The 24,973-nt window shown below is 73.3% G+C and carries 18 protein-coding genes; 11 read left to right on the top strand and 7 right to left on the bottom strand.

Translation table 11 applies throughout. The annotated features are described in order from the left end of the window. Positions 1-140 precede the first annotated feature (140 nt). Positions 141-1,946 (top strand): ABC transporter ATP-binding protein, encoded by a 1,806-nt coding sequence (locus ACIRQF_RS24145; protein WP_404094935.1) that lies wholly within the window; start codon positions 141-143, stop codon positions 1,944-1,946. Between the two features lie 263 nt (positions 1,947-2,209). Here the strand turns inward: ACIRQF_RS24145 and ACIRQF_RS24140 are convergent, their stop codons facing one another. Beyond that, on the bottom strand, positions 2,210-2,416 hold the full coding sequence (locus ACIRQF_RS24140) for a hypothetical protein (protein WP_376629225.1): 207 nt from the start codon (positions 2,414-2,416) through the stop codon (positions 2,210-2,212). 80 nt (positions 2,417-2,496) lie between these two features. Between ACIRQF_RS24140 and ACIRQF_RS24135 the strand changes: the two genes are divergently transcribed. From ACIRQF_RS24135 to ACIRQF_RS24120, 4 genes are all read left to right on the top strand, one after another. Beyond that, complete coding sequence (locus ACIRQF_RS24135) at positions 2,497-3,705, top strand: bifunctional adenosylcobinamide kinase/adenosylcobinamide-phosphate guanylyltransferase (protein WP_403523286.1); 1,209 nt, start codon at positions 2,497-2,499, stop codon at positions 3,703-3,705. A 49-nt stretch (positions 3,706-3,754) separates the two neighbouring features. Beyond that, positions 3,755-4,825: a nicotinate-nucleotide--dimethylbenzimidazole phosphoribosyltransferase gene (cobT, locus tag ACIRQF_RS24130; protein ID WP_404094932.1), complete on the top strand. Its 1,071-nt coding sequence runs from the start codon at positions 3,755-3,757 to the stop codon at positions 4,823-4,825. Positions 4,826-4,920: 95 nt separating this feature from the next. Continuing rightward, the gene (locus ACIRQF_RS24125; RefSeq protein ID WP_404094929.1) at positions 4,921-6,681 is read left to right on the top strand and encodes a phosphatidylglycerol lysyltransferase domain-containing protein; all 1,761 of its coding nucleotides are present in this window, start codon (positions 4,921-4,923) and stop codon (positions 6,679-6,681) included. Beyond that, complete coding sequence (locus ACIRQF_RS24120; RefSeq protein WP_389751054.1) at positions 6,678-7,397, top strand: hypothetical protein; 720 nt, start codon at positions 6,678-6,680, stop codon at positions 7,395-7,397. Before ACIRQF_RS24125 ends, ACIRQF_RS24120 begins: the two co-directional genes overlap by 4 nt. Here the strand turns inward: ACIRQF_RS24120 and ACIRQF_RS24115 are convergent. Further along, positions 7,337-8,101 (bottom strand): hypothetical protein, encoded by a 765-nt coding sequence (locus ACIRQF_RS24115; RefSeq protein WP_404094926.1) that lies wholly within the window; start codon positions 8,099-8,101, stop codon positions 7,337-7,339. The two genes, ACIRQF_RS24120 and ACIRQF_RS24115, sit on opposite strands and share 61 nt — an antisense overlap. 88 nt (positions 8,102-8,189) lie before the next feature. Here ACIRQF_RS24115 and cobS point away from each other — a divergent pair, with 88 nt between their 5' ends. After that, the gene (gene cobS, locus ACIRQF_RS24110; protein WP_404094923.1) at positions 8,190-8,954 is read left to right on the top strand and encodes an adenosylcobinamide-GDP ribazoletransferase; all 765 of its coding nucleotides are present in this window, start codon (positions 8,190-8,192) and stop codon (positions 8,952-8,954) included. Here cobS and ACIRQF_RS24105 read toward each other — a convergent pair. Genes ACIRQF_RS24105 through ACIRQF_RS24085 form a run of 5 tightly spaced genes read right to left on the bottom strand, consistent with a single transcriptional unit; the run spans position 8,951 to position 15,770 of the window. Then, the gene (locus ACIRQF_RS24105; RefSeq protein WP_404094921.1) at positions 8,951-9,736 is read right to left on the bottom strand and encodes an endo alpha-1,4 polygalactosaminidase; all 786 of its coding nucleotides are present in this window, start codon (positions 9,734-9,736) and stop codon (positions 8,951-8,953) included. The two genes, cobS and ACIRQF_RS24105, sit on opposite strands and share 4 nt — an antisense overlap. Next, the gene (locus tag ACIRQF_RS24100; protein ID WP_376629210.1) at positions 9,733-10,350 is read right to left on the bottom strand and encodes a spherulation-specific family 4 protein; all 618 of its coding nucleotides are present in this window, start codon (positions 10,348-10,350) and stop codon (positions 9,733-9,735) included. Before ACIRQF_RS24100 ends, ACIRQF_RS24105 begins: the two co-directional genes overlap by 4 nt. Before the next feature lie 10 nt (positions 10,351-10,360). After that, on the bottom strand, positions 10,361-11,980 hold the full coding sequence (locus tag ACIRQF_RS24095) for a hypothetical protein (RefSeq protein ID WP_404094917.1): 1,620 nt from the start codon (positions 11,978-11,980) through the stop codon (positions 10,361-10,363). Further along, complete coding sequence (gene pelF / locus ACIRQF_RS24090) at positions 11,977-13,491, bottom strand: GT4 family glycosyltransferase PelF (RefSeq protein ID WP_404094915.1); 1,515 nt, start codon at positions 13,489-13,491, stop codon at positions 11,977-11,979. Before pelF ends, ACIRQF_RS24095 begins: the two co-directional genes overlap by 4 nt. A gap of 29 nt (positions 13,492-13,520) precedes the next feature. Then, positions 13,521-15,770 (bottom strand): hypothetical protein, encoded by a 2,250-nt coding sequence (locus ACIRQF_RS24085; protein WP_404094913.1) that lies wholly within the window; start codon positions 15,768-15,770, stop codon positions 13,521-13,523. A 303-nt stretch (positions 15,771-16,073) separates the two neighbouring features. Here ACIRQF_RS24085 and ACIRQF_RS24080 point away from each other — a divergent pair, with 303 nt between their 5' ends. The 5 genes from ACIRQF_RS24080 (at position 16,074) to aceE (ending at position 24,878) form a co-directional block, all read left to right on the top strand. Next, on the top strand, positions 16,074-17,582 hold the full coding sequence (locus tag ACIRQF_RS24080; RefSeq protein WP_376629202.1) for a leucyl aminopeptidase: 1,509 nt from the start codon (positions 16,074-16,076) through the stop codon (positions 17,580-17,582). A gap of 303 nt (positions 17,583-17,885) precedes the next feature. Then, positions 17,886-19,274: a dihydrolipoyl dehydrogenase gene (gene lpdA, locus ACIRQF_RS24075; protein ID WP_382486513.1), complete on the top strand. Its 1,389-nt coding sequence runs from the start codon at positions 17,886-17,888 to the stop codon at positions 19,272-19,274. Between the two features lie 60 nt (positions 19,275-19,334). Continuing rightward, on the top strand, positions 19,335-21,116 hold the full coding sequence (sucB, locus tag ACIRQF_RS24070; RefSeq protein ID WP_382486515.1) for a 2-oxoglutarate dehydrogenase, E2 component, dihydrolipoamide succinyltransferase: 1,782 nt from the start codon (positions 19,335-19,337) through the stop codon (positions 21,114-21,116). 135 nt (positions 21,117-21,251) lie between these two features. Next, a complete protein-coding gene (locus ACIRQF_RS24065; RefSeq protein ID WP_376637632.1) occupies positions 21,252-21,875 on the top strand; it encodes a GntR family transcriptional regulator in 624 nt (207 codons plus the stop codon). A gap of 297 nt (positions 21,876-22,172) precedes the next feature. Beyond that, on the top strand, positions 22,173-24,878 hold the full coding sequence (gene aceE / locus ACIRQF_RS24060; protein WP_382488071.1) for a pyruvate dehydrogenase (acetyl-transferring), homodimeric type: 2,706 nt from the start codon (positions 22,173-22,175) through the stop codon (positions 24,876-24,878). The last annotated feature ends 95 nt before the right edge of the window (positions 24,879-24,973 follow it).

Here is a 24,973-nt window from a genome sequence, read left to right as displayed (position 1 = left end):
GGCCTTCGGGCCCTCCCCCGGGCCTTCCGGCCTCGCCGGCCCTCCGGCCCTTACCGGCCACTCCGGCCCTTACGGGCCGTTCCGGCCCTGAGGTCCGCGCACCGGTCAGGTGAGCGCGGCGCTTTCGCGTCCTGACCGGTGTGACCACCGCGCTCGAAGCCCCCGCCGCTCCCGCCGTACCCGCCCGCCAGGTCTGGCGCGCCCTCTACACCCACTTCCGGCCGCACCGGGCCGCCGTCGCGCTCGGGGCGGTGCTCGCCCTGATCGGCGCGGCGAGCGGGCTCGCCCAGCCGCTCGCGGCGAAGGCACTCGTGGACCGGCTCGGCCACGACGAGCCGATCGCCTCGATCCTGCTGGCCCTGACGGCACTCGTGGTGTTCGGCACGGCCGTCGAGGCACTCGGCTCGTACGTCCTGGAGCGGACCGCCGAGTCGGTGGTCCTCGCGGCCCGGCGTTCGCTGATCGGGCGGCTGCTGCGGCTGCGGCTGCCCGAGGTCGAGAAGACCCAGCCCGGCGACCTGATGTCCCGGATCACCTCCGACACCACCCTGCTCCGGGCGGTCACCACCCAGTCCGTCGTGTCAGCGGCGACCGGCGGGCTCTCGTTCGTGGCGACGCTCGTCCTCATGGGCTTCATGGACCCCGTGCTGCTGGGTGTCACGATCGGCGTCATCGTGCTGATCGGAGGGGCCGTCGCCGTGCTCATGCCGCGGATCGCGGCGGCGACCCGGCGCTCGCAGGAGGCGGTCGGCCGGATCTCCACCGTCCTGGAGCGCGCCTTCGGCGCCTTCCGGACGATCAAGGCCTCGGGCGCCGAGGCGCGGGAGACGGCCGTCGTGGACGCGGCGGCGCGGGATGCCTGGCGGCACGGCGTGAAGTCGGCCAAGTGGCAGTCCCTCGCGGGGTCCTCGATCGGGCTCGCCGTGCAGGTGTCGTTCCTGGCGGTCCTCGGCATCGGCGGCGCGCGGGTCGCGTCCGGGGCGACCACGATCTCGTCCCTGATCGCCTTCCTCCTCTTCCTCTTCTACCTCATCGAGCCGATCTCGAAGCTGGTGGAGGCTGCGACGCAGTTCCAGGTGGGGTCGGCGGCGGTGTCGCGGATCCTGGAGGCGGAGGCGCTGGAGGTCGAGGAGCCCGATACCGGGGCGGCGCCCGATACCGGGGCGGCGGCAGGTGCCGGGGCGGCGGCTCCGACGGACGGCGGCGGTCCGGCGTCGGTGGTCTTCGAGGACGTCTCCTTCCGGTACCGGGACGACCTTCCGGCCGTGCACCGTGGCGTGTCCTTCGAGGTGCCCGGGCGGGGCATGACGGCCTTCGTGGGGCCCTCGGGCGCCGGCAAGACGACGCTCTTCGGGCTGATCGAGCGCTTCTACGAGGCGACCGGGGGGCGGGTCCTGGTGGACGGCCGGGACGTACGGGAGTGGCCGCTGGCCGCACTGCGGGCTTCGATCGGTTACGTGGAGCAGGACGCGCCCGTGCTGTCCGGCACCCTGCGCGAGAACCTCACCTTCGCCGCGCCGGACGCGGGCGAGGAGGAGATCCGCCGGGTGCTCGTCCGGGCCCGGCTCGACGCGCTCGTGGAGCGGTTGCCGGAGGGCCTGGAGACGGTGGTCGGCCACCGCGGGTCCAAGCTGTCGGGCGGCGAGCGGCAGCGGGTGGCCATCGCACGGGCGCTGCTCCGCAGGCCGCGGCTGCTGCTGCTCGACGAGGCGACCTCGCAGCTGGACGCGGTGAACGAGCTGGCGCTGCGGGACGTGGTGGCGGAGGTGGCCCGCGAGACGACGGTCCTCGTCGTGGCGCACCGGCTGTCGACGGTGACGCTCGCGGACCGGATCGTCGTGATGGAGGCGGGCCGGGTGCGCGCGGTGGGGACGCACGCGGAGCTGGTGGAGGGCGACGAGTTGTACGGGGAGCTGGCGGCGACGCAGTTCCTGGCGACGGCGTGAGACGCGCCGCGGGCGGACACCGGGCGCCCCGCCGCGTCCGCCCGCGGTGGGTGCGGGTCCCGCGCCGGGCGGGCCCGCTCCCCTGGCCTCCTAGGCCCTGTCGTCAGGCTCCCGCCTGCCCCGCGACGCCATGCACGCGCTCTCGCCGCACCGGGCACAGGCCCGAGCACGTCCGCGGTACGAGGCCTCGCGCCCGGCAGACCGGGAGCACGCGCCTGAGCCGCGGGGCCGCCCTCCGGGCAACGACGGGATCGACGAAAGACCTATCCCTCGGCGTCCAGCGCCATCGGGCCGTAGATCTTCGTGCCGTCCTCGGACAGCGTCACCTGGTCCGCGCCGCCGTCGAGGAGGTCACGCCAGTGTTCGCCGATCCAGGACTCGGCGTCCCCCTGGGTGCTGAACTCCTCCGGGGTCACCGACGGCGTGACCTCGGTGCCGTCGGACTTCTCGAACCGCCACGTCCATGCCATGTCAGCCTCCGGATGATCGGTTTCCTGCCCGCAGCGTAGCCGGGCGCGCACCGCTCGCGGTGTCGCGGGAGGATCTAGGGGTGGAACTGACTCTGCTCGGCACCGGCGCGCCCCTCGGACTCCCCCGCCCCGGCTGCCCCTGCGCCGTGTGCGCGCTGTCCCGCGGGGAGCGGGCGCGGGCCGCGACCTCGCTGCTCGTGGACGGGGCCCTGCTGCTCGATCTGACGCCGGGGGCCGCGCTGGCCGCCGCCCGTTCGGGGCACTCGCTGGTCGGCGTACGGCAGGTGCTGCTGACGCATCCGCACGACGGGCCGGCCGTGGAGATGCCGGCCGGGCTGCCCACGGCGGGGCGGGTGCCGGACGGACGGGAGTTGACGCTGATCAGCGGGCACCGGGTGCGGGCGATCGCGATGGACGCGCCGGGGACCGGGTACGAGGTGATCTCGGCGGACGGCGAGCGGCTGCTGTACCTGCCGCCGGGCGGCGCGCCCGCGGGTCTGACGGAGAACCACCGGGCGGTGGAGCCGTACGACATGGTCGTGGCCGATGTGACGGGGCGTCCGGACGGGCTGGCCCGGCTGCGGGCCACGGGGGCGGTCGGGGGGAGCACCGACGTGGTCGCGGTGCACCTGGACCACGACGCCCCGGCGGGGGCCGAGCTGGACCGCCGGCTCGCGGCGGCGGGGGCGCGGGCGGTGCCGGACGGGACGACGCTGTACGTCGGCGAGTACCACGCGGTGCCGGAGGTGCCGCGGCGGACCCTGGTGACGGGCGGGGCCCGGTCGGGGAAGTCGGTGGAGGCCGAGCGGCGTCTGGAGACCGTCCCCGAGGTGGTGTACGTGGCGACGGGCGGCACCCGTGAGGGCGATCCCGAGTGGGCGCGCCGGGTGACCCTGCACCGGGACCGGCGGCCTGGTTCCTGGCGTACGGAGGAGACCTGCGACCTCGTCCCGCTGCTGCGGGCCGACGGACCCGCGCTGCTCGTCGACTGTCTGTCGCTGTGGCTGACGGACGCCATGGACCGGGTCGGCGCCTGGGACGACGAGACCTGGGCGAACGGCGGGCAGGAGGCGCTGGCCGAACGGGTCGCCGAACTGGTCGCCGCCGTCCGGGAGACAGCCCGTACGGTCGTGGCGGTGACGAACGAGGTCGGTTCGGGCGTGGTGCCCGCGACGCCCTCGGGGCGGCGCTTCCGGGACGAGCTGGGCCGGTTGAACGCGGCGTTCGGCGACGAGTGCGAGCAGGTGCTGCTCGTGGTGGCGGGCCAGGCCCTGGTGCTGCGCGGGTAGGGTGCGAACACATGCCCAACGACCCATGACGTCCTAGGCGGAACGAACCTTGAACCTCGACGACTTCTCCGATCTGATCGAGCGCCCCGACGGGGGGATACGGCACGAGGCCGAAGAGCGCAGGGAGCGGCTCGCCGTACGGCCCGGCGCGCTCGGCCGGCTCGACGAGCTGGGTGAGTGGCTGTCGTCGGCCCAGGGCCGGGTCCCGGTGCGGCCGGTCGAGCAGCCGAAGGTGGTGCTGTTCGCGGGCGACCACGGCGTGGCCTCGCTCGGTGTGTCCGGGCGGGTCGCGGGCGGCGGGTACGAGCTGGTGCGCGGGGTCCTGGACGGTGCGAGCCCGGTCGCGGTGCTCGCGCGCACCCAGCAGGTGCCGGTGCGGGTGGTGGACGCGGGTCTGGACTGCGATCCGGAGCTGCTCCCGGCCGAGGTGACGCGGCGTCGGGTGCGGCGCGGCACAGGCCGGATCGACATCGAGGACGCGCTGACCACGGAGGAGGCCCGGGCCGCTCTGGAGCTGGGGATCTCGGTCGCCGACGAGGAGGCCGACGCGGGCACCGATCTCGTGGTGCTCGGTGACGTGAGCGTGGGAGGTACCACGCCCGCGTCCACGCTGATCGCCGCGCTGTGCGGGACGGACGCCTCGGTGGTGACCGGCCGGGGCGGTGCCGGGATCGACGATCTGGCCTGGATGCGCAAGTGCGCGGCGATCCGGGACGCGCTGCGCCGGGCCCGGCCGGTGCTCGGCGACCAGCTGGAGCTGCTGGCGGCGGTCGGCGGCGCCGACCTGGCGGCGATGACGGGATTCCTGCTGCAGGCCTCGGTGCGCCGGATGCCGGTGATCCTGGACGGCGTGGTGGGCGCGGCCTGTGCGCTGGTGGCGCAGCGGGCGGCCTTCCGGGCCCCGGACTGGTGGCTGGCGGGCCAGGTGAGCGGGGAGCCGGCGCAGGCGAAGGCGCTGGACCGGATGGCGCTCAACCCTCTGCTGGACCACGGCGTCACTGTGGGCGAGGGAACCGGGGCGCTGCTCGCGCTGCCGCTCGTCCGCGCCGCCGCCGCTTTGGCGGCGGAGCTGCCGGAGCTGCCCGCTCCGGAAGCCGTGGCGGAGGACGCGGACCACTGAGCGGGCTGCCCGTCGGCGTGTGTCCGGCCCGCCACGCGGGTGGGACACACGCCACACGAGGCCATGCGGAACGGTGCCCCATATGATCGCTTTTCATGGGAGAGGTCCGTTTGTCCACCGAAGGAGCGCCCCGGAGCACGGTCCGATCGCGGCGCAGCGCCGCGTTCACCGTCTGGTATCTGCGGGTCGTCACGTTCATCAACTTCCTGAGCGCCGTCTGGGTCTCGTTCGGCAATGACCTGCGCCGGCACAACGAGGACAACTACTTCACCCCGTACATGCTCACCGCCGGCTTCGCCTCCGGAGTGTTCACCCTCTTCCTGGCGATCACCATGCGCCGGCGCAAGCGGGCCGCCTGGATCCTGAACGTCGTGCTCAGCGGGCTCTTCCTGCTGCTGTTCGCCGTGGTGATGATCTTCCCGGAGATCCGGCAGCACGCCCAGAACTGGATCTCGCTGGTCCTGACGGCCGCCTTCTTCGTGGCGCTGCTGTTCGGGCGCAGGGAGTTCTACGCGAAGGGCGACCGCTCCAACCCCCTGGCCGCGACCGTCGTCGCGGTCGGCGGACTGCTCGTCACCTCGCTGCTCGCCGCCGCCCTGGTCACCGTCACCAACACGGCGACCGCGCACTCGACCTTCCTGGAGCGCTGGCGGTACGGCGTGATGCGGCTGATCACGCTGGCCTCCGACGACACCCGCTTCCCCGCCATCAGCACCCCCGGCTGGGTCGACGTCGTCATCAACGTCATGTCCACGCTGCTGCTGTTCGCCGTGCTGTTCGCCGCCTTCCGCGCGCGGCGGGCGGTCGACCCGCTCACCGAGGAGGACGAGGACAAGCTGCGGACCCTGCTCGACAAGCAGGGCGATCGGGACTCCCTCGGCTACTTCGCGCTGCGCCGCGAGAAGAGCGTCATCTGGTCCCCCAGCGAGAAGGCGGCCGTCACCTACCGGGTGGTCGGCGGCGTCTCCCTGGCCTCCGGCGACCCGATCGGCGACCCCGAGGCATGGCCCGGCGCGATCGACCCGTGGCTGGCCGAGGCGCGCGAGCACGGCTGGATCCCGGCGGTGATGGGCGCGAGCGAGGAGGCCGGCCAGATCTACGCCCGGCACGGGCTCGACGCCCTGGAGCTGGGCGACGAGGCGATCGTGGAGACCGACGAGTTCACCCTCGACGGGCGGGCCATGCGCACCGTCCGGCAGGCCTTCAACCGGGTCAAGCGAGCGGGTTACGAGGTCCGCATCCGGCGCCACGAGGACATCCCGGCCGACGAGATGGACGAGCTGCTCCGCAAGGCGGACGACTGGCGCGACGGTGCCACCGAGCGCGGTTTCTCGATGGCGCTGGGCCGGCTCGGCGACCCGCGGGACGGGCGCTGCGTGATGCTGGAGTGCACCGACGGCGAGGGCGAGCTGCGGGCCCTGCTGTCCTTCGTGCCCTGGGGGCCGAAGGGGCTCTCGCTCGACCTGATGCGCCGGGACCGGGACTCCGAGAACGGCCTGATGGAGTTCATGGTCATCGAGCTGCTGCAGCGTGCGAAGGAGATCGGGATCACTCAGGTCTCGCTGAACTTCGCGATGTTCCGCTCCGTCTTCGAACGCGGCTCGAAGCTCGGGGCGGGACCCGTGCTGCGCATGTGGCGTTCGCTGCTCAGCTTCTTCTCCCGCTGGTGGCAGATCGAGTCGCTGTACCGCGCCAACGCCAAGTACCGACCGATCTGGGAGCCCCGATTCATGCTCTTCGAGAAGAGCGCCGACCTGCTGCGGATCGGCCTCGCCGCCGGCCGCGCCGAGGGCTTCCTGGAGGCCCCGGGGCTGCCGAAGTGGATGCACCGCAGACATCTGGAGGGCAGGCGTTGAGCCCTTCCCCGAAGGGCTTCGCGCGGCGGGAGTGGGGCCGGCTCCACACGACCGTGCGGACCGCACTCGTCACCCGCAGGTGGCGGGCCGTCCCGATGACGCTGGCCGCGGTCTGCCTCACCTCGGTGTTCCAGATCGTGCAGAACCAGCACTGGGGCTACCAGCCGGTCCAGGACATCGGCTCCGTGCGGGCCGAGGACCCGCTCTGGCTCGCCCTGCTCCGTACCCCGCTGTCCCTCTTCGTGCCGGCACTCGACCTGCCGGTGTGGGGCGCGCTCGCGCAGATCCTGCTGGTGTTCGGGATCGCCGAGATCTGCCTGGGCCGGTGGCGGACGCTGGGCCTGGCGTACGTGGCGACGCTCGCGGGCACCCTGTACGCCCGGGTGGGCATCGCGCTCGGCCCGGACCACCCGCTGGGGCTGCCCGCCACCGACGCGCAGGTCGTCGACACCGGGCCGTCGGCGGCGGTGGTCGGCCTCGCCGTCTACGTGTGCTGGCGGTACGGGGCCCGGTGGACCGGGGCCCTGGTGGTCGTCGCGATGGGCGTCGAGGTGCTGGTCAAGAACAACCTGGCCGGCAAGGAGCACCTGGCCGCCATCGCCGCGGTCCTCGTGGTCGTCGCCGTGCAGAGCCGGCGGGAGCGGCGCGGGCCTGGTCAGCGTGGCAGGGAGCCGCGCCCGGGGACGCGCTCCTGGAAGCCGCCGATGATGTCCTGAGCCCTGCGGCGCACCCGGACCCAGCGCTTGTCGTGCCGGTAGGTGCGGATCCGGGAGCGGGCCCGGGCCCGGTGCCGGCGGGCGTAGAGGTGCCGGGACCACCAGGAGCCGGGGCGGGCCAGGCGGACGGCACCGACGATCGCGACGAAGGGGATCAGGGTGCCGATCACGGCCATCCGGAACTTCCCCTTCACCAGGGTGACCAGCACGAGGACGAAGTTGAGCACCAGGGTCAGGATGAAGGTCGCCCGGTTCTGCTGCTCGGCGGCCGTCATGTCGCTCACGCCGAGCGGCGAGAAGCCGCCGAGCGCCAGCAGCACCAGGGCGGCGGTCAGGACGACGACCTCGACGCTCTTGCGCCCGTCCTCCGACCAGTAGACGTCGTCGAGGTGGAGGATCAGCGCGAACTCGTCCAGCACGAGCCCGGCGCCGATCCCGAAGACGATCGCGAACACGGCCGCGCCCACCCCGTGCCGCCCGCTGCCGACGGCCCCGAAGCCGCCGAGGACGGTGAGCACGACCCCCGGCACCACGTGGTGGATGTGCACCCCGCCCGTGGAGACGTTCCCGAAGGGGCCCTTGCCGGCCCGGATGAGCCGGGTGATGGTCCGGGTGACGACGAAGGTGACCAGGAACGAGGTCAGGGCGAGAAGCATCGGGAGCTTCCCGGGTTCGACGATGTTGCGGGAGAACCAGTGACCCATGCCACCCTCTGACGATCGGCCGGATTTGATCGGTTTCCGTACGCTATCGCCAATCTAGCGGTCCTGATGGGGCACTACCCTTCCGCGGATGGACGGCCTGCGTTTCGCCTTCGGGACCCTCACCGTGATTCCCGCCCGCATCACCCGCTGGGACCGTGACGCGGCACGCGCCGGGATGCTCTGCGCCCCGCTCGCGGGCCTCGTCGTGGGCCTGTTCGCGGCGGCGGTCGGCGGGGTGTTCCTGCTTGTCGGCTCGGGCCCGCTGCTCGCCGCCGTGATCACGGTCGCCGTCCCCGCCCTCCTGACCCGCGGCCTGCACCTCGACGGCCTCGCCGACACCGCGGACGGCCTCGGCAGCGCCAAGCCCGCCGAGGACGCGCTGCGCATCATGAAGCAGTCCGACATCGGCCCGTTCGGCGTGATCGCCCTGCTCTTCGTGCTCCTGGCGCAGGTCGCCGCCCTCTACCGCCTCTACGGCGAGGGCTGGGCGCAGGGCACGGTCGCGGCCGCGCTCGCCGCGACGGTCGCCCGCCTCGCCCTCACCCACGCCTCCCGGCAGGGCGTCCCGGCCGCCCGCCCCGAGGGCCTGGGTGCGATCGTGGCCGCCACCGTCCCCGTCCGCGCCGCCGCTCTGGCGACGGCCGCGGTGCTGGCCCTGTGCGCCGCGTCGGGCGCCCTCTTCTCCTGGTACGACGCCCTCCGCCACCTCCTCGCGGCGGTGGCGGCGCTCGGCGTGGCCGAACTCCTGCTGCGCCGCTGCGTACGGCGCTTCGGCGGAGTGACCGGCGACGTCTTCGGCGCGGTCGAGGAGACGGCGGCGACGGCGACGCTGATCGCGCTGACGCTGGGTTAGCAGGCCTGCCGCCAGACCCCCAGTTCGTACCTCTTCCGCATCGAGCTGAGGCCCAGTTCGCGGGCCCGCGGGCAGAACGCGGCGGGGGCCAGTTCGTACTCGGCGTGGAAGACCGCCTTGCCCGCCCGTACGAAGGGGGCCAGGAGCTCGCACTCCTCGTACTCGGCGCACTGTTCGTTGACCGCGAAGTCGAAGTCGGGGAGGAGCAGCGGGATCTGGTCGAGGTCGTTCTTCAGGCCGACGGCCAGGCCGCGGTCGTGGGCCAGCCGGGCGATCAGGCGGTTGTAGCGGAGCTGGTCGGCGGCGGCGAGGGGGAAGCCGGTGGCGTTCCGGTAGCCGTCCATGTTGTCGGGCTCGACCGCGTCGAAGCCCTTGGCCCGGCACATGTCGAGGCGGGCGGCCATCAGCGGGGCGAGCAGGTCGGTGCGGCGGATGTCGAGCCAGCGCTCGCCGGGCCAGCCGTTGCCCTTGCCCAGGAGCGACGCCGGGAACTTCGCGGCGTCGGGGCGGAAGTCCTCCCACGCGCCGGTCGAGACGTAGCAGATGACCTTGCGGCCGCGCCGGTGCAGGTCGGCGACGGTCGCGGCGGAGTGGTCGAAGCCGTCGATGTCGTAGACGGGGACGTCCACCGTCGGGTCCAGCCGGCCGCTGAGCTGCCACTGCCAGGCGAGTCCCGGGCGGGGCTGCCAGCGGGGCGCACGGGGCGCGGGGTCGTCGGGCGGCGGGGCCGTCGTGCAGGCGGCGAGCAGCAGCAGGGCGAACAGGGGCAGAAGGCGTCTCACCGGGCGGGCTCCAGGGTGTGCGGGAGGGTGCCCCAGGGGTGGGCCCCGGTGCCGGGGACGACGCAGTGCACCGGGGTGGCCGGGCGGGCGTCGGCCGGGGCCGCGTAGACGAGGTGGCAGTAGTGGTCGGCGACCGGCAGGTCCAGGCCCTGGTAGGAGTCCCACGGGCCCTCGAAGGTGACGAGGAGGTCGGCCAGAGCCTCGTAGCCCGGGGCGGGGTGCGCGCCGTGGTTGAGGACGAGGGTGCGCGAACCTGCGGCCCGCGCGGACACGGCGAGCCGGCGGTAGTGCGGCAGCGCGGCCGGCTCGGTCGGCACCTGGTCGAGGAAGGCGCCGTCGGCCCCGTACCAGTCGCGGTGCCGGACCAGGTCCGCGACGACCTCGGCGTGCGGGCGGCGCCCGTAGTCGGTGTCCGCGTAGCCGAGGACCCGCACCCCGGCCGCCGTCAGCCGGGCGGCGACCTCGGCGAACGCGGGGTCGGGGGCCGGGCCCGCGCCGCTCGCCGGGTTGAGGACGACGCCGTAGAGGGAGGGGGCCGCCGCGACGACGGCGGCCCAGTGCTCGGGTCGCTCGGCGGGGTGCTCGTAGAACGGCACGAGGAGGGAGGAGTTCACAGTCCGGCCCCTAGAAGCGGTGGGCGGTCGGTCGTACCAGCAGAACACGGGTCAACACGCACAGCACGGCCGCCGCCACGCCCGCCGCGACCGTCCCCGCGGCGGGGGCGAGGGCCTGCGCGGCGGCGGCCGGCAGGCAGACCGCGGCCGCGCTCGACACCGCGCCGAAGGCCTGGAGCAGCAGCCCCAGCCACAGCACCGCGCCGACGAGCAGCAGCGAGCCGACCCGCCCGGCGGAGACGACGGCGGCGCCGGGCCACAGCAGGGCGGCGGTCACGGTGAGGACGGACAGCAGGGCGAGGTAGCCGCCGAGACTGCGGGCCAGCATGCCGGGGACGGCGCGCCGGAACTCGTACGCCGTCGTCAGCAGCCGCAGCCGGGTCAGGCTGGCGCCGCGGAAGCGGTGCAGCAGCCATTCGGCCGGGCCCATGGAGAGGCTCAGCGCGATGACCGCGTCGGCGCCCGCGTGCAGCACCAGCAGCCCGCTGCCCAGGCCGAACAGGCCGTACGGCAGGGAGCGCGCGAACGGCGGGCCGCCGCGGCCCCGGGCCCGCCGGCCGAGTCCCGGCCGCAGCACGAGCGCCGCGAAGACGGTGCTCGCGGTGAGCGGGAGGAGCAGCAGCGCGACCCGCAGGACGTCCGGCAGGTCGTGGCGGAGGGCGGGCACCACGCCGACGAGCGGCGACAGACTGACGAGGAGGGCCCGCTCGCGCCCGAGGACGAGCAGCACGGTGGCCGCGGCCAGGTACAGCGCCTGCCCGGCGGCGAACAACGCGGCCGGCCCCTCCCCCGGCGCCGCGGCGGCGACGGCGACGAGCGCCCCGGCGAGCGCCCCGGCCGGAGCCCCGGTGAGCAGGGCGCGGGCGGCGGCCCGGCGGTCACCGAGTCCGAGCCAGCTGTACGCGCGGTGGGCGAGCGACTGGTTCCACATCCAGCCGGTGACCGCGCCCGCGAGCAGCGGCACGGTCCCGGGCGGCAGCCCGTGGCGCCCCGGCCCGCCGGCCGGCAGCGGCGCCCCGAGCACGTAGGCGAGACCGGGCAGCGCGAACACCAGTCCGCGGAGCAGGCAGCCGGGGAGCCCGGTGTGCCAGGGCCCGGTGGGCGGCGCCTCGGGCTCCGGGTGGCGGCGCTCGGTGCGCGCGTAGAGGTCCTCGGCGAGGGCGAAGGAGTCGGCGCGGCCGTAGGTGAGCCGGATGTGATCGTCCGTCATGCCGTCCGACTCGAGGATCGCGGCTATCTCGTCGGGGTGCACGGCGACGGCGGCGAGCGCGTCGAGCCGGTCGGCGAGCGCGTCCAGGGGGTCGGCGGCGAGGGGGCCGGTGGGCGGGGTGCCGGGTCCGGGCCGATCGGCGCCGGCGGCCGGTGCGGGGGCCGGCGGCGGTCCGCCCGTCGCCGGCGCGGCGCCGAGCGGGTCCCGCGGCGCGGGGGCCGTACGGGGCGGGCGGGCGCCCGGGCGCTGCGGGCCGCGTCCGGGGCGGGCCTCCACCGCCCCGCCCCGTGACGGCGGACCGGAGGGCGGGGCGGGGGCGAGGCCCTCCCCCGCCCCGCGCCGGTCCGTCGCGCGTTGCCGCGGGATCGCCGGGAGCGAGTCGCCCGTCGTGCCGGGCTTCAGCCAGAGGGAGCCGCTCATGTCCAGGCGCCTCCGGCCGGTTCGGTGCGCCAGGGGTCCGTCAGACGGACCGTCCAGTCCTCCGGTTCCTCGGGCGTGGTGACCGGGCGCCCGGCGAGTTCCAGGTAGATGCGGCGGAAGCCGTCGACGGAGCGGTGCAGGGTGAAGCGGTCGACGACTCGTTGGCGCGCGCGGCGGGCGAGGTCGGCGCGGCGTTCGTGGTCGCGGAGGAGTTCGGTGGTGGCGGCGGCCATGACGGCCGGTTCGCGGGGCGGGACGACGAGGCCGGTGTCGCCGACGGCCTCACGGACGCCGCCGACGTCGGTGGAGACGGTGGCCCGGCCGCAGGACATGGACTCGATCAGGGAGAAGGGGAAGCCCTCGCTGATGGAGGACAGCATGACGACGTTGCCGGAGGCGTAGGCACCGGCGACGTCGGAGGTGCGGCCCTCGAAGGTGACGCCGTCGTGCACGCCGAGTTCGGCGGCGAGCTTCTCCAGGCGGGTGCGGTAGTCCTCGTTGCCCGCCGGGACCGGGCCGAAGAGCCGCAGCCGCAGTTCGGGGAGTTCGGCCCGGCAGATGGCGTAGGCCCGGACGAGGGTCTCCAGGTCCTTGATGGGGTCGACCCGGCCCACCCAGCTGAGGGTGGGGGTCTCCGGCTCGGGTCCGGCCCAGGGGAAGGCGGCGGGGTCGACGCCGTTGTAGACGGTGCGGATGCGGGAGACGGGCGCGCCGCCGCGCTCCTCCCAGCGGCGGTTGTACCGGTTGCAGGGGGTGATGAGGTCGGCCTTGCGGTAGCCGAGGGAGTTGAGCTCCCGGTAGAAGCCGAGCAGCAGGGACTTGACGGGGAAGCGCTGGGCCTCGGTGCGGTAGCCGAGGTAGCGCTCGCGCAGGTAGATGCCGTGTTCGGTGAGCAGGAAGGGCACCCCTTCGAAGTGCTGGGCGGCGAGCGCCGGCAGGGTGGCGAGTCCGCTGGAGACGGCGTGCGCGACCCGGTCGCCGGATATGCGGGCGGCGAGTGGGCGCAGCGCGTGTTCGAGCAGGTCGGTGGCGGTCAGGGCGTCGTGGACGGTGGGCCGGGCCGCGGCCGTCGGCAGGTGCGGCATGGTCCAGATCCACATCAGGGAGCGGAGCACCCGCTCGGTGCGCAGGGCGGCGGTGAGCCGTCCGGCGCGGGCGAGTTCGGCGAGTTCGTAGAGGCTCTCGCCGAAGTCGCAGCCCGCGGAGGGGTCGAGGATCGCGAGCAGGAAGCGCTCGTAGGTGTCGAGGAAGCGGCGGCGGGTCCGGCCGCGCGGGGCCGTCCGGGCCCGCTCGGGGGCAGGGCCCCAGAGCGGGTAGGAGGTGTGCGCGGTGAGGTTGGGCGGCAGTTCCCAGGTGACGGGCTCGCGGCCGCTGCCGGTGAGGGCGAGGACGTGGAAGTCGACCTCGGGCATGCCCCGGACGAGCTGGTCGCACCAGGTGCTCACGCCCCCGTGGACGTGCGGATAGGTGCCTTCGGTGAGCATGGTGACATGGCGGCCACTGCTCGGCATGTGCGTTCCCCCCGGACGGAACGTGCTGGTCAGATGGTCGGGAGCTTGAGCGTGATCCCGCTCTGGAGCGCTTCGGGCGTGGTCCAGGCCGACCGGGTGCCCGCGTAGGAGGTGCCGAACGCGGCGGTGCCGAGCAGCAGTTGCTTGCGGGTGCCCTCGGGTGCGGTGATCGGGACGGCGACGCCGGACGGGGCCTTGACGGTGACGGTGGAGCCGATCCGGTAGGCGGTGACCTGGCCGGCGGCGAGTGCCCGGTCCCAGGCGGCCCGCCGGTTCAGCTCGGTGCCGACGTCCTTCTGACGCGGGTTCACCAGCGGGGTGTTGTCCGCGAACAGCGCCCGGTAGTCGGCGAGGACCGTGTCGAGGACGGGGTAGAGGAGGCGTTCCTCGGCGAGGTTGGACTGGTGCACGTAGTGCGGCCGCGGGTCGTTGCCCAGCACGTGGGTGAGGGCGGTGCGGGCCTCGCGCGGGACGATGTACGCGGCGTAGCCGGTGGCGGTGTCGAGCGGGGCGGGCAGGCAGGTGGAGGCCGGGTTGTTCTCGCAGATGCCGCTGCCGCCTTCGGCGCGCGAGGTGTAGATCCAGTTGTACTCGTCGGCCATCTCGGCGGCGGTGCCCACGTTGTAGTACACGTTCATGGGGTGCCGGGGCACGGTCTGCGCCGCGCTGGAGCCGGTGCCGACGGAGCGCTGGGCCGGTTCCCGGGAGTTGTCGCTCGCCGTCCACCGGACGCCGTTGTCGGCGAGGGCGCCCGCGAGGTTCGGGTTGTCGACGGGTTGCTGCGGCAGGGTCTTCAGGCCGGAGTGCTCGCCGGTGACGAGTTCGGTGCGGTCGACGGGCAGGCCCTTGCCGAGGGCCCAGTCGAGGTTGTCGCGGATCTCGGCGGAGATCGCGGACCTGCTGACCCACCGGGTGGCCCCGGCGGGCGTCTTGGCACAGCTCCAGGGGACGGTGCCGGCGTCCTGGACGCAGCCGAGGAAGGGGTGGGTGTAGGTGTGGTTGATCCACCGGTACTGCGCGCGGTCGGCGATCAGCCGGGCGGCGAGCGGGTCGGTGCCGCCGTGCTCGGTCTTCCACTGCTCGCCCTGGCCGCCGTTGTAGACCATGTCGAGGAGGAAGCCGGAGGACTTCTGCCAGGCGGCGGCGTACGCGGCGTCGTCGGCGGTCATCCGGACCGGGTTCGCGGCCGCTCCGTCCCCGCCGGGGCAGTCGAGGTCGCCGGGGGTGCAGTTGCGGAGGGTGTCCCAGCGGGCGTCGGGGGCGAAGACGTCGTCGACGTGGACGGAGAGATAGTTGCGGCTCTGGCCGAGGTGGACGCCCTGGGTGAGCCACTCGACGATGCCGCGGGCGAGCGCCCGGAACTGCCGTTGGTGCGGGTTGTAGGCGAAGGTGACGACGAGTTCGCGGCGTCCGTCGTGGGCGTACTCGCCGACGAGGGCGGCCCGGCCGCCGTCCGCCGTGGGCATGTCGAGGTAACTGGTGTAGCCGGCCCGGGGCCGGCCCGCGTAGCCGTAGCTCTCGGAGACGTCCGGCGCGTTGTCCTCGAAGGTCAACGGGCCCTTGAGGTCGCGGAAGGGCCCGGCCTGGCCGGCGGGCGTGACGTAGGCGCGGGCGCCGTCGAGGACGCCGGACCAGCCGCCGTCGGAGGTGTAGTCGAGTCCGACGCCGGGGTGCGCCCACGTGTACGCGTCGACCTGCGGGATGCCGAAGGCCTTCTCGTACGCGACGAGGGCGGCCTGCTCGGCGGAGTCGGGGCCGAAGACGGCCTCGTGCGGCAGGACGACGCCCTGGTACCGGGCGCGGGGCCGGCCGGTCGCGCTGTCGGAGGGGTCGCTCAGGAAGGCCGGGGTGAGGACCGGGCGGTCGGCGTCGTCGAGGTCGAGGGTGCGGTACGGGATGCCGGAGCCGGTCAGTTCGGCGGTGATCGCCCGGACCGCGCTGCCACCGTCGTCGACGACGAGCACGGTCAGGTCGACCCGCGGGGTGGGGTCCGCGGCGCCCGCCTGCGCGGAGGGCACGACGGTGGCGAGCAGCCCGGCGGCGGCCAGCGCGGCGATCCGGGCGGCCCGGGGACCGCGGAGGGTGCGGGGCGCGCGGCCGGCCCGGTGGCCCCGGGCGGTGCCGGGCGCGCGGGCGGCGCCGGCCGGGGACGCGGTGCCGGGAGGGGCTCCGCACGCGGACGGGCCGCCGGAAGCGGCGTCGGACGCGGCGTCGGACGCGGGGCCGGCGGTGGAGGTGCGGGCGGCGTTTCTGGGCGTGCGGAAGCGGCCGGAATCCATCGGTGGGTGTCCCCCCTCGGCGGTCCCGCCGGACGGCGGGACCTGCGAGATGTCGCAGCTGGGGCGAAGGACGGACGGGCCGCCCTCGCACGATTGAGGCGAGTGTGAAACGCGCCCGGGGGAGCCGCGAGGTAAACCCGGCAGAGACTCCACGGATGAGTGAATCGCCGCCGCCGTGAGCGAGACGGATGAGCGAGCGTAGGCTCGTTACCGGCGCTCATCGGGCCGAAATACGATGCGGCGGGCACGGTCGGCCCATCCCTCGACCGCCACAGAACTCAACGGAAGCGAGAAATCACCACCGTGACTGCTCTCACTCTCAGCACCGCCGGAGCGGCGACGCTGCGCGCCGACGCCCTGGTCGTCGGCGTCGCGAAGGCCGGCAAGACGCTCGTCGTCGCCCCGGGCGCGGAGCTCGTCGACCAGGCCTTCGACGGTGGGCTGGCCGCCGTCCTGGAGACGCTGGGCGCCTCCGGCGCCGAGGGTGAGGCGACCAAGCTGCCCTCCCCCGCCGGCCTCAAGGCCCCCGTCGTCGTCGCCGTCGGTCTGGGCTCGGCCCCCGAGGACGGCGAGGAGTACGGCACCGAGACCCTGCGTCGCGCCGCGGGCACCGCCGCCCGTGTCCTGACCGGCTCGAAGAAGGCCGCCTTCGCCCTCCCCGTCGCCTCGGCCGAGGCCGTCGGCGCCGTCGCCGAGGGCGCGCTGCTCGGTGCGTACGCGTACACCGCGTACCAGGAGAACGGCCAGGGCGCGAAGAAGCCGCTGGCCGAGGTCGCCCTCCTCGGCGCGAAGCCGCGCGACAAGGCCCACAAGGCCGCCCAGGAGCGCGCGCTCGCGGTCGCGGAGGAGATCAACCGCGCCCGCGACCTGATCAACATGCCGCCGAACGACCTGTACCCGGCCACCTTCGCCACCGCCGTGCAGGCGGCCGGCAAGGAGCACGGCCTCAAGGTCCAGGTGCTCGACGAGAAGGCCCTCGCCAAGGGCGGCTACGGCGGCATCCTGGGCGTCGGCATGGGCGCGACCCACCAGCCGCGCCTGGTCCGCGTCGCCTACACGCACCCGAAGGCGGAGAAGACCCTGGCCCTGGTCGGCAAGGGCATCACCTACGACTCGGGCGGCATCTCCCTGAAGCCGGCCGGCCACAACGAGACGATGAAGTGCGACATGAGCGGTGCCGCCGCCGTGTTCGCCACCGTCGTGGCCGCCGCCCGCCTGGGCCTCGCCGTCAACGTCACCGGCTGGCTCGCGCTGGCCGAGAACATGCCGTCCGGCAACGCGCTGCGCCCCGGCGACGTGCTGCGCATGTACAGCGGCAAGACCGTCGAGGTCCTCAACACGGACGCCGAGGGCCGCCTGGTCCTCGCGGACGCGCTGACCAAGGCCTCCGAGGAGCAGCCGGACGCGATCGTCGACGTGGCCACCCTCACCGGTGCCATGGTCCTGGCGCTCGGCAACCGCACCTTCGGCGTGATGGCGAACGACGACGCCTACCGCACCGCGATCCACGAGATCGCCGGGGAGGTCGGCGAGCAGTCCTGGCCGATGCCGCTCCCCGCGGACCTGCGCAAGGGCATGGACTCCCCGACCGCCGACCTCGCCAACATGGGCGAGCGGATGGGCGGCGGCCTGGTGGCCGGTCTGTTCCTGAAGGAGTTCGTGGGCGAGGGCATCACCTGGGCCCACCTGGACATCGCGGGCCCGGCCTTCCACGAGGGCGCCCCGTACGGCTACACCCCGAAGGGCGGCACCGGCTCCTCGGTGCGCACCCTGGTGCGCCTGGCGGAGCTGACCGCCGACGGCGAGATCTGAGCGGATCCCTGACGGGGCCCCCTCCGTCACACGATCGCGCGAGGCCCCGGGCGCTCTGCCCGGGGCCCCACGCGTTCGCCCGCGACGAAATCCGTAGCTTCCTACGCCCGCGTTACCCGTCCGTACGGACGATCGGCCGGTCTCATCCTCCGGCCCCGCGTCCCGCCGTCCGGCAACAAGTGCGAAGATGGGTTCTCGGCAGGACAGGGCCCCCACCACAGGGCCGAAGAAAATGCGGCCGGAACCAGCCGCCGCCCGGTCAGGGAAGACCGGCGACGAGCGCACATGCATGGAGGACGTGACGTGGCGAACGACGCCAGCACCGTTTTCGACCTAGTGATCCTCGGCGGCGGTAGCGGCGGTTACGCCGCGGCGCTGCGCGGAGCGCAGCTGGGCCTGGACGTCGCACTGATCGAGAAGAACAAGCTCGGCGGCACCTGCCTGCACAACGGCTGCATCCCGACGAAGGCCCTGCTCCACGCCGGCGAGGTCGCCGACCAGGCGCGCGAGGCGGAGCAGTTCGGTGTCAAGGCCTCCTTCGAGGGCATCGACATCAAGGCCGTGCACAAGTACAAGGACGACGTGATCTCGGGCCTCTACAAGGGTCTGCAGGGTCTGGTCGCCTCCCGCAAGGTGACGTACATCGAGGGCACCGGCCACCTGTCCTCCCCCACCTCCGTCGATGTGGACGGCCGTCGCGTCGAGGGCCGTCACGTCCTCCTCGCCACCGGTTCCGTGCCGAAGTCGCTGCCCGGTCTGGAGATCGACGGCAACCGCATCATCTCCTCGGACCACGCGCTGACCCTGGACCGGGTCCCGGAGTCCGCGATCATCCTCGGCGGCGGTGTCATCGGCGTCGAGTTCGCCTCGGCGTGGAAGTCCTTCGGCACCGACGTCACGGTCATCGAGGGCCTGAAGCACCTCGTGCCGGTCGAGGACGAGAACAGCTCCAAGCTGCTGGAGCGCGCCTTCCGCAAGCGCGGCATCAAGTTCAACCTGGGCACCTTCTTCCAGTCGGCCGAGTACACCGACAGCGGCGTCAAGGTCACCCTGGCGGACGGCAAGACCTTCGAGGCCGAGGTGCTGCTCGTCGCCATCGGCCGCGGCCCGGTCTCGGCCGGTCTCGGCTACGAGGAGCAGGGCGTCGCGATGGACCGCGGCTACGTCCTCGTCGACGAGTACATGCGCACCAACGTGCCCACGATCTCCGCCGTCGGCGACCTGGTCCCGACGCTGCAGCTCGCACACGTCGGCTTCGCCGAGGGCATCCTCGTGGCGGAGCGGCTGGCCGGTCTGAAGCCCGTGCCGGTCGACTACGACGGCGTGCCGCGGGTGACCTACTGCCACCCGGAGGTCGCCTCCGTCGGCATCACCGAGGCGAAGGCCAAGGAGGTCTACGGCGCGGACAAGGTCGTCGCCCTGAAGTACAACCTCGCGGGCAACGGCAAGAGCAAGATCCTCAAGACCGCGGGCGAGATCAAGCTCGTCCAGGTCAAGGACGGTGCCGTGGTCGGCGTCCACATGGTCGGTGACCGCATGGGCGAGCAGGTCGGCGAGGCGCAGCTGATCTACAACTGGGAGGCGCTGCCGGCCGAGGTCGCGCAGCTCATCCACGCCCACCCGACGCAGAACGAGGCGCTCGGCGAGGCCCACCTGGCCCTGGCCGGCAAGCCTCTGCACTCGCACGACTGACGCTCACGTCACACGGGCGCGACGACCACTTTCCGCAATTCGTTAGGAGCAACTGAAACCATGTCGGTTTCCGTAACCCTGCCGGCGCTCGGCGAGAGCGTCACCGAGGGCACCGTCACCCGCTGGCTCAAGGCCGAGGGTGAGCGTGTCGAGGCCGACGAGCCGCTGCTCGAGGTCTCGACCGACAAGGTCGACACCGAGATCCCCGCCCCCGCCTCGGGCATCCTGGCCTCCATCAAGGTCGCCGAGGACGAGACGGTCGAGGTCGGCGCCGAGCTGGCCATCATCGACGACGGCTCCGGCGCCCCCGCCGCCGCCCCCGCGGCCGAGCCCGCCGCGGCCCCGGCCGCCGAGGCCCCCGCCGCCCCCGCGCCGCAGTCCACCCCGTCCACCGACGTCCAGGAGCCGGCCCCGGCTCCGACGGCCGAGGCCGCCGCCGGCGGTTCCGCCGAGGGCACGGACGTCGTGCTGCCCGCGCTGGGCGAGTCCGTCACCGAGGGCACCGTCACCCGCTGGCTGAAGTCGGTCGGCGAGACCGTCGAGGAGGACGAGCCGCTGCTCGAGGTCTCCACGGACAAGGTCGACACCGAGATCCCGGCCCCGGCCTCCGGTGTGCTGCTCGAGATCGTCGTCGCCGAGGACGAGACCGCCGAGGTCGGCGCCAAGCTGGCCGTCATCGGTGCCGCGGGTGCCGCTCCCGCCGCCGCCCCGGCTCCGGCCGCTCCGGCCCCCGCCGCCGCTCCGGCTCCGGCCGCCCCGGCTCCGGCTCCGGCTCCGGCCGCCCCCGCCGCTCCGGCGCCTGCCCCGGCCGCCGCTCCGGCTCCGGCCGCTCCGGCTCCGGCCGCCCCGGTGGCCGCCCCGGCCCCGGTCACCCCGGCTCCGGCCGCCCCCGCCGCCGCACAGCCGGCGGAGGACGGCGCCTACGTGACCCCGCTGGTCCGCAAGCTCGCCACCGAGAACGGTGTCGACCTGGCGGCCGTCAAGGGCTCGGGCGTCGGCGGTCGTATCCGCAAGCAGGACGTCCTCGCGGCCGCCGAGGCCAAGAAGGCCGCCGCTGCCGCTCCCGCCGCCGCCCCGGCCGCCGCCGCCGCGCCGAAGGCCCCCGCCCTGGAGGTCTCCCCGCTGCGTGGCCAGACGGTCAAGATGACCCGCATGCGCAAGGTCATCGGCGACAACATGATGAAGGCGCTGCACGGCCAGGCCCAGCTGTCCTCGGTCGTCGAGGTCGACATCACCAAGCTGATGAAGCTGCGCGCCCGTGCCAAGGACGCGTTCGCCGCCCGTGAGGGCGTCAAGCTGTCCCCGATGCCGTTCTTCGTGAAGGCGGCGGCCCAGGCGCTGAAGGCCCACCCGGTCATCAACGCCCGGATCAACGAGGACGAGGGCACCATCACGTACTTCGACTCGGAGAACATCGGCATCGCCGTGGACTCCGAGAAGGGTCTGATGACCCCGGTCATCAAGGGTGCGGGCGACCTGAACATCGCCGGTATCTCGAAGGCCACGGCCGAGCTGGCGGGCAAGGTCCGTGCCAGCAAGATCACGCCGGACGAGCTGTCCGGTGCGACCTTCACCATCAGCAACACCGGCTCGCGCGGTGCGCTGTTCGACACGATCATCGTGCCGCCGAACCAGGTCGCCATCCTGGGCATCGGTGCCACGGTCAAGCGTCCGGCCGTCATCGAGACCGCCGAGGGCACCGTCATCGGCGTCCGCGACATGACCTACCTGACGCTGTCGTACGACCACCGCCTGGTGGACGGCGCCGACGCGGCCCGCTACCTGTCGGCCGTCAAGGCGATCCTCGAGGCCGGCGAGTTCGAGGTCGACCTCGGTCTGTAGACCTCGGTCTGCAGGGCACGCGGCCGAAAGGCAACGTAACAAGCCTCACCTGCGGCGCCCCCGCCCGGATGTGTTTCCGGGCGGGGGCGCCGCCGTATTGTCTTAGTGTCCAGTGACTCCTAAGGAGCGGCCCCCATGACCATGCCCGTCGTCCATTCGCTGCGCGAGCAGATCCGCGAGCACATCGTGGAGGGCATCGTCAGCGGCCGCTGGAAGCCGGGCGAGCGCATCGTGGAGCGACGGATCGCGACGGAGCTGGAGGTCTCGCAGACCCCGGTCCGGGAGGCGTTGCGCGAGCTGGAGTCGCTGCGGTTGATCGAGTCGGCTCCCAACAAGGGCGTCCGGGTGCGCAATCTGACGGCCGCGGACCTGGAGGAGAGCTATCCCGTCCGGGCGGGTCTGGAGCAGATCGCGGCGGAGCTTGCGGCGGGCCGGCTCGCGGCGGACTGCTCGACGCTGGAACCGCACGTCGCGGCCCTGTACGAGGCGGACGCGGCCTCGGACGGCACGGCGCAGGTACGGCACACGGTGGCCTTCCACCGGGAGCTGGTCAAGGCGGCCGGGAACAGCGTGCTCCTGCACACCTGGGAGGGCCTGGGCATCGAGGTGTTCACGGCGCTGTCGATCCGCTGGCTGGGCACGGTGCAGAAGTCGTACGCGGAGGAGCACGAGGAGCTGGTGGAGGCCTTCCGCCGGGGCGACCCGAACATCGGGGCGCTGGTGAAGGCGCATGTGCTGGGGTGCGCGCCGAGGGCGTGATCCGGCCATCGGGATCGTGAGCGGGTCTGTGTCGAACAGGCCCGCTCATTCGTGCGTCCGGACCCTCAATCGCTCTCCCACCTGCACGGATCCTTCGAAAACAAGGCACCGGGTGCCCGATTTCGCGGCACCCTGTGCCGACTTTCTCGTTCCGGGGAAGTTTTTCGCTTCAACGCTTTGATCGATCATCGATCGGCGGCTTACAGTCTTCGGCGGGCCGTACCCCGGCCCTTCGCCCTGTCCTGCCAGACAAGGCCCCCTTTATCTCCACCCCCACCTGTCCGGAAGGCGGCGATCATGACCGATCCCGTAGGCAAGATTCCGAGCGAGCTCGACCAGCTCCCGGACCGTGACACCGAGGAGACCGCCGAGTGGGCGGCCTCCCTCGACGCCGTCACCAAGGCCGCCGGCCCGCACCGGGCCGCCTACCTGATGCGCCGCACGCTCCAGCACGCCGAGGGCGCGGGCCTGGCCCTGCCCAAGCTGCTGGAGACGGACTACGTCAACACCATCCCCACCTCCGCCGAGCCCGTCATCGACGGCGACGAGGAGATGGAGCGCCGGATCACCGCGTGGAACCGCTGGAACGCGGCCGCGATGGTCACCCGCGGCGCCAAGCACGGCGTCGGCGGCCACATCGCCACCTTCGCCTCCGCCGCCTGGCTCTACGAGACCGGCTTCAACCACTTCTTCAAGGGCAAGGAGTCCGGCGAGGCCGCCGGCTCCGGCGACCAGCTCTACATCCAGGGCCACGCCTCCCCCGGCATCTACGCCCGCGCCTTCCTCGACGGGCGCCTGGACGAGACCCACCTCGACAACTTCCGGCAGGAGTCCGGCGGCAACGGCCTGCCCTCCTACCCGCACCCGCGGCGCCTCCCCTGGCTGTGGGAGTTCCCCACCGTCTCGATGGGTCTCGGCCCGCTCTCCGCGATCTACCAGGCACGGTTCAACCGCTACCTGACCAACCGCGGCATCAAGGACGTCTCCTCCTCGCACGTCTGGGCCTTCCTCGGCGACGGCGAGATGGACGAGCCCGAGTCGACGGCGGCCCTCGCACTGGCCGCCCGCGAGGGTCTGGACAACCTGACCTTCGTCATCAACTGCAACCTGCAGCGCCTCGACGGCCCGGTCCGCGCCAACTTCAAGATCGTGCAGGAGCTGGAGGCCCAGTTCCGCGGCGCCGGCTGGAACGTGGTCAAGTCGCTGTGGGGCAACGCCTGGGACGAGCTGTTCGCGCTCGACACCACCGGCGCCCTGGTCCGCCGCCTCCGCGAGGTGCCGGACGCGCAGGTCCAGACGTACCAGACCCGCGACGCCGCCTACATCCGCGCCGACTTCTTCGGCAAGGACCCGGCGCTCGTCGAGATGGCGAAGCTGCTGTCCGACGACAAGATCCTCGAGTGCTTCCACCTCTCCCGTGGTGGCCACGAGCCGCGCAAGGTGTACGCCGCGTACAAGGCCGCCCTGGAGTTCAAGGGCGCGCCGACGGTGATCCTGGCGCAGACCGTCAAGGGCTTCACCCTGGGCGAGGGCTTCGCGTCGAAGAACGCGAACCACCAGATGAAGAAGCTGTCCTCGGACGAGTTCAGGACCATGCGGGACCTGCTGGACCTGCCGATCTCGGACGCGCAGTTCGTCGACGGCGTGGTGCCGTACGGCCACCCGGGCGCCGACTCCCCTGAGGTGCGTTACCTCCAGGAGCGCCGCGCGGCCCTCGGCGGCCCCGCCCCGGCCCGCCGCGTGCACCCGCTCGCGCCGCTGCCGGCCCCGGCCGAGAAGGCCTTCACCGCCTTCGACAAGGGCTCCGGCTCGCAGTCCGTCGCCACCACGATGGCCTTCGTCCGCCTGGTGAAGGACCTGGTCCGCGACAAGGAGACCGGCAAGCGCTGGGTCCCGATCGTCCCGGACGAGGCCCGCACCTTCGGTATGGAGTCCCTCTTCCCCTCGCTCGGCATCTACTCGCCGAAGGGCCAGACGTACGAGCCGGTCGACCGCGACCAGCTGATGTACTACAAGGAGGCCGTCAACGGCCAGATCCTGAACGAGGGCATCACCGAGGCCGGCTCGATGGCCGACTTCATCGCCGCGTCCACCGCGTACGCGACGCACGGCGAGGCGATGATCCCGTTCTACATCTTCTACTCGATGTTCGGCTGGCAGCGGACCGCCGACCAGATGTGGCAGCTCGGCGACCAGCTCGGCCGCGGCTTCCTCGTCGGCGCCACCGCCGGCCGCACCACCCTGACCGGTGAGGGCCTGCAGCACGCCGACGGGCACTCCCCCGTCATCGCGGCCACCAACCCGGCGGCGCTGACCTACGACCCGGCGTTCGCCTACGAGGTCGCGGCCATCGTCAAGGAGGGCCTGCGCCGCATGTACGGCGAGGCGGCCGAGGGCGAGGACCAGAACGTCTTCTACTACCTCACCGTCTACAACGAGCCCATGCCGCAGCCGGCCAAGCCGGCCGGGGTCGACGAGGGCATCGTCAAGGGCCTCTACCGCTTCAACACGGCCGAGTCGGCCGGCCTGGAGCTCCCGGCGAACGCCACCCGCATCCAGCTGCTCTCCTCCGGCACGGCCATCCACTGGGCCCTGGAGGCCCAGAAGCTGCTCGCCGCCGAGTGGGGCGTGGGCGCCGACGTGTGGTCCGCGACCTCCTGGACCGAGCTGCGCCGTGACGCGCTGGAGGCCGACGCGGCCCTGCTGCGCGGCGAGGAGCGCGTCCCGTACATCCGCCAGGCCCTGGAGGGCGTGGACTCCCCGGTCCTCGCCGTCTCGGACTACATGCGCCAGGTCCCGGACCAGATCGCGCAGTGGGTCGAGCAGGACTACACCTCGCTGGGCGCCGACGGCTTCGGTCTGTCGGACACCCGTGACGCCGCCCGCCGCCACTTCGGTGTCGACGCGCAGTCGATCGTCGTGGCCGCCCTCGCCCAGCTCGCCCGCCGCGGCGAGGTCCAGGCGTCGGCCGTGAAGGAGGCGCGCGAGCGCTACGGCCTGTAAGGCCGGATCCGACCGGGCCGAGGGGCCGTGACCGTACGCGTGTACGGACACGGCCCCTCGCCGTGTCCGGGGCGGCCGGGCCCTGTCTCCCGGAC

This window comes from Streptomyces sp. NPDC101191 (assembly GCF_044767915.1).
Taxonomy (GTDB): Bacteria; Actinomycetota; Actinomycetes; order Streptomycetales; family Streptomycetaceae; genus Streptomyces.
The sequence above is the reverse complement of the archived record's forward strand: the minus strand, read 5'-3'. Positions and strand labels throughout refer to the sequence as shown.

What these genes read in the sequence shown, in the direction of transcription:
- ACIRQF_RS24095 (WP_404094917.1), bottom strand. Translation starts at nt 11,980, where the DNA reads ATGAGCGGCTCCCTCTGGCTGAAGCCCGGCACGACGGGCGACTCGCTC.
- ACIRQF_RS24085 (WP_404094913.1), bottom strand. Translation starts at nt 15,770, where the DNA reads ATGGATTCCGGCCGCTTCCGCACGCCCAGAAACGCCGCCCGCACCTCC.
- ACIRQF_RS24125 (WP_404094929.1), top strand. Translation starts at nt 4,921, where the DNA reads ATGGGAGAGGTCCGTTTGTCCACCGAAGGAGCGCCCCGGAGCACGGTC.
- aceE (WP_382488071.1), top strand. Translation starts at nt 22,173, where the DNA reads ATGACCGATCCCGTAGGCAAGATTCCGAGCGAGCTCGACCAGCTCCCG.
- sucB (WP_382486515.1), top strand. Translation starts at nt 19,335, where the DNA reads ATGTCGGTTTCCGTAACCCTGCCGGCGCTCGGCGAGAGCGTCACCGAG.
- pelF (WP_404094915.1), bottom strand. Translation starts at nt 13,491, where the DNA reads ATGCCGAGCAGTGGCCGCCATGTCACCATGCTCACCGAAGGCACCTAT.
- ACIRQF_RS24115 (WP_404094926.1), bottom strand. Translation starts at nt 8,101, where the DNA reads ATGGGTCACTGGTTCTCCCGCAACATCGTCGAACCCGGGAAGCTCCCG.
- ACIRQF_RS24065 (WP_376637632.1), top strand. Translation starts at nt 21,252, where the DNA reads ATGACCATGCCCGTCGTCCATTCGCTGCGCGAGCAGATCCGCGAGCAC.
- cobS (WP_404094923.1), top strand. Translation starts at nt 8,190, where the DNA reads ATGGACGGCCTGCGTTTCGCCTTCGGGACCCTCACCGTGATTCCCGCC.
- ACIRQF_RS24140 (WP_376629225.1), bottom strand. Translation starts at nt 2,416, where the DNA reads ATGGCATGGACGTGGCGGTTCGAGAAGTCCGACGGCACCGAGGTCACG.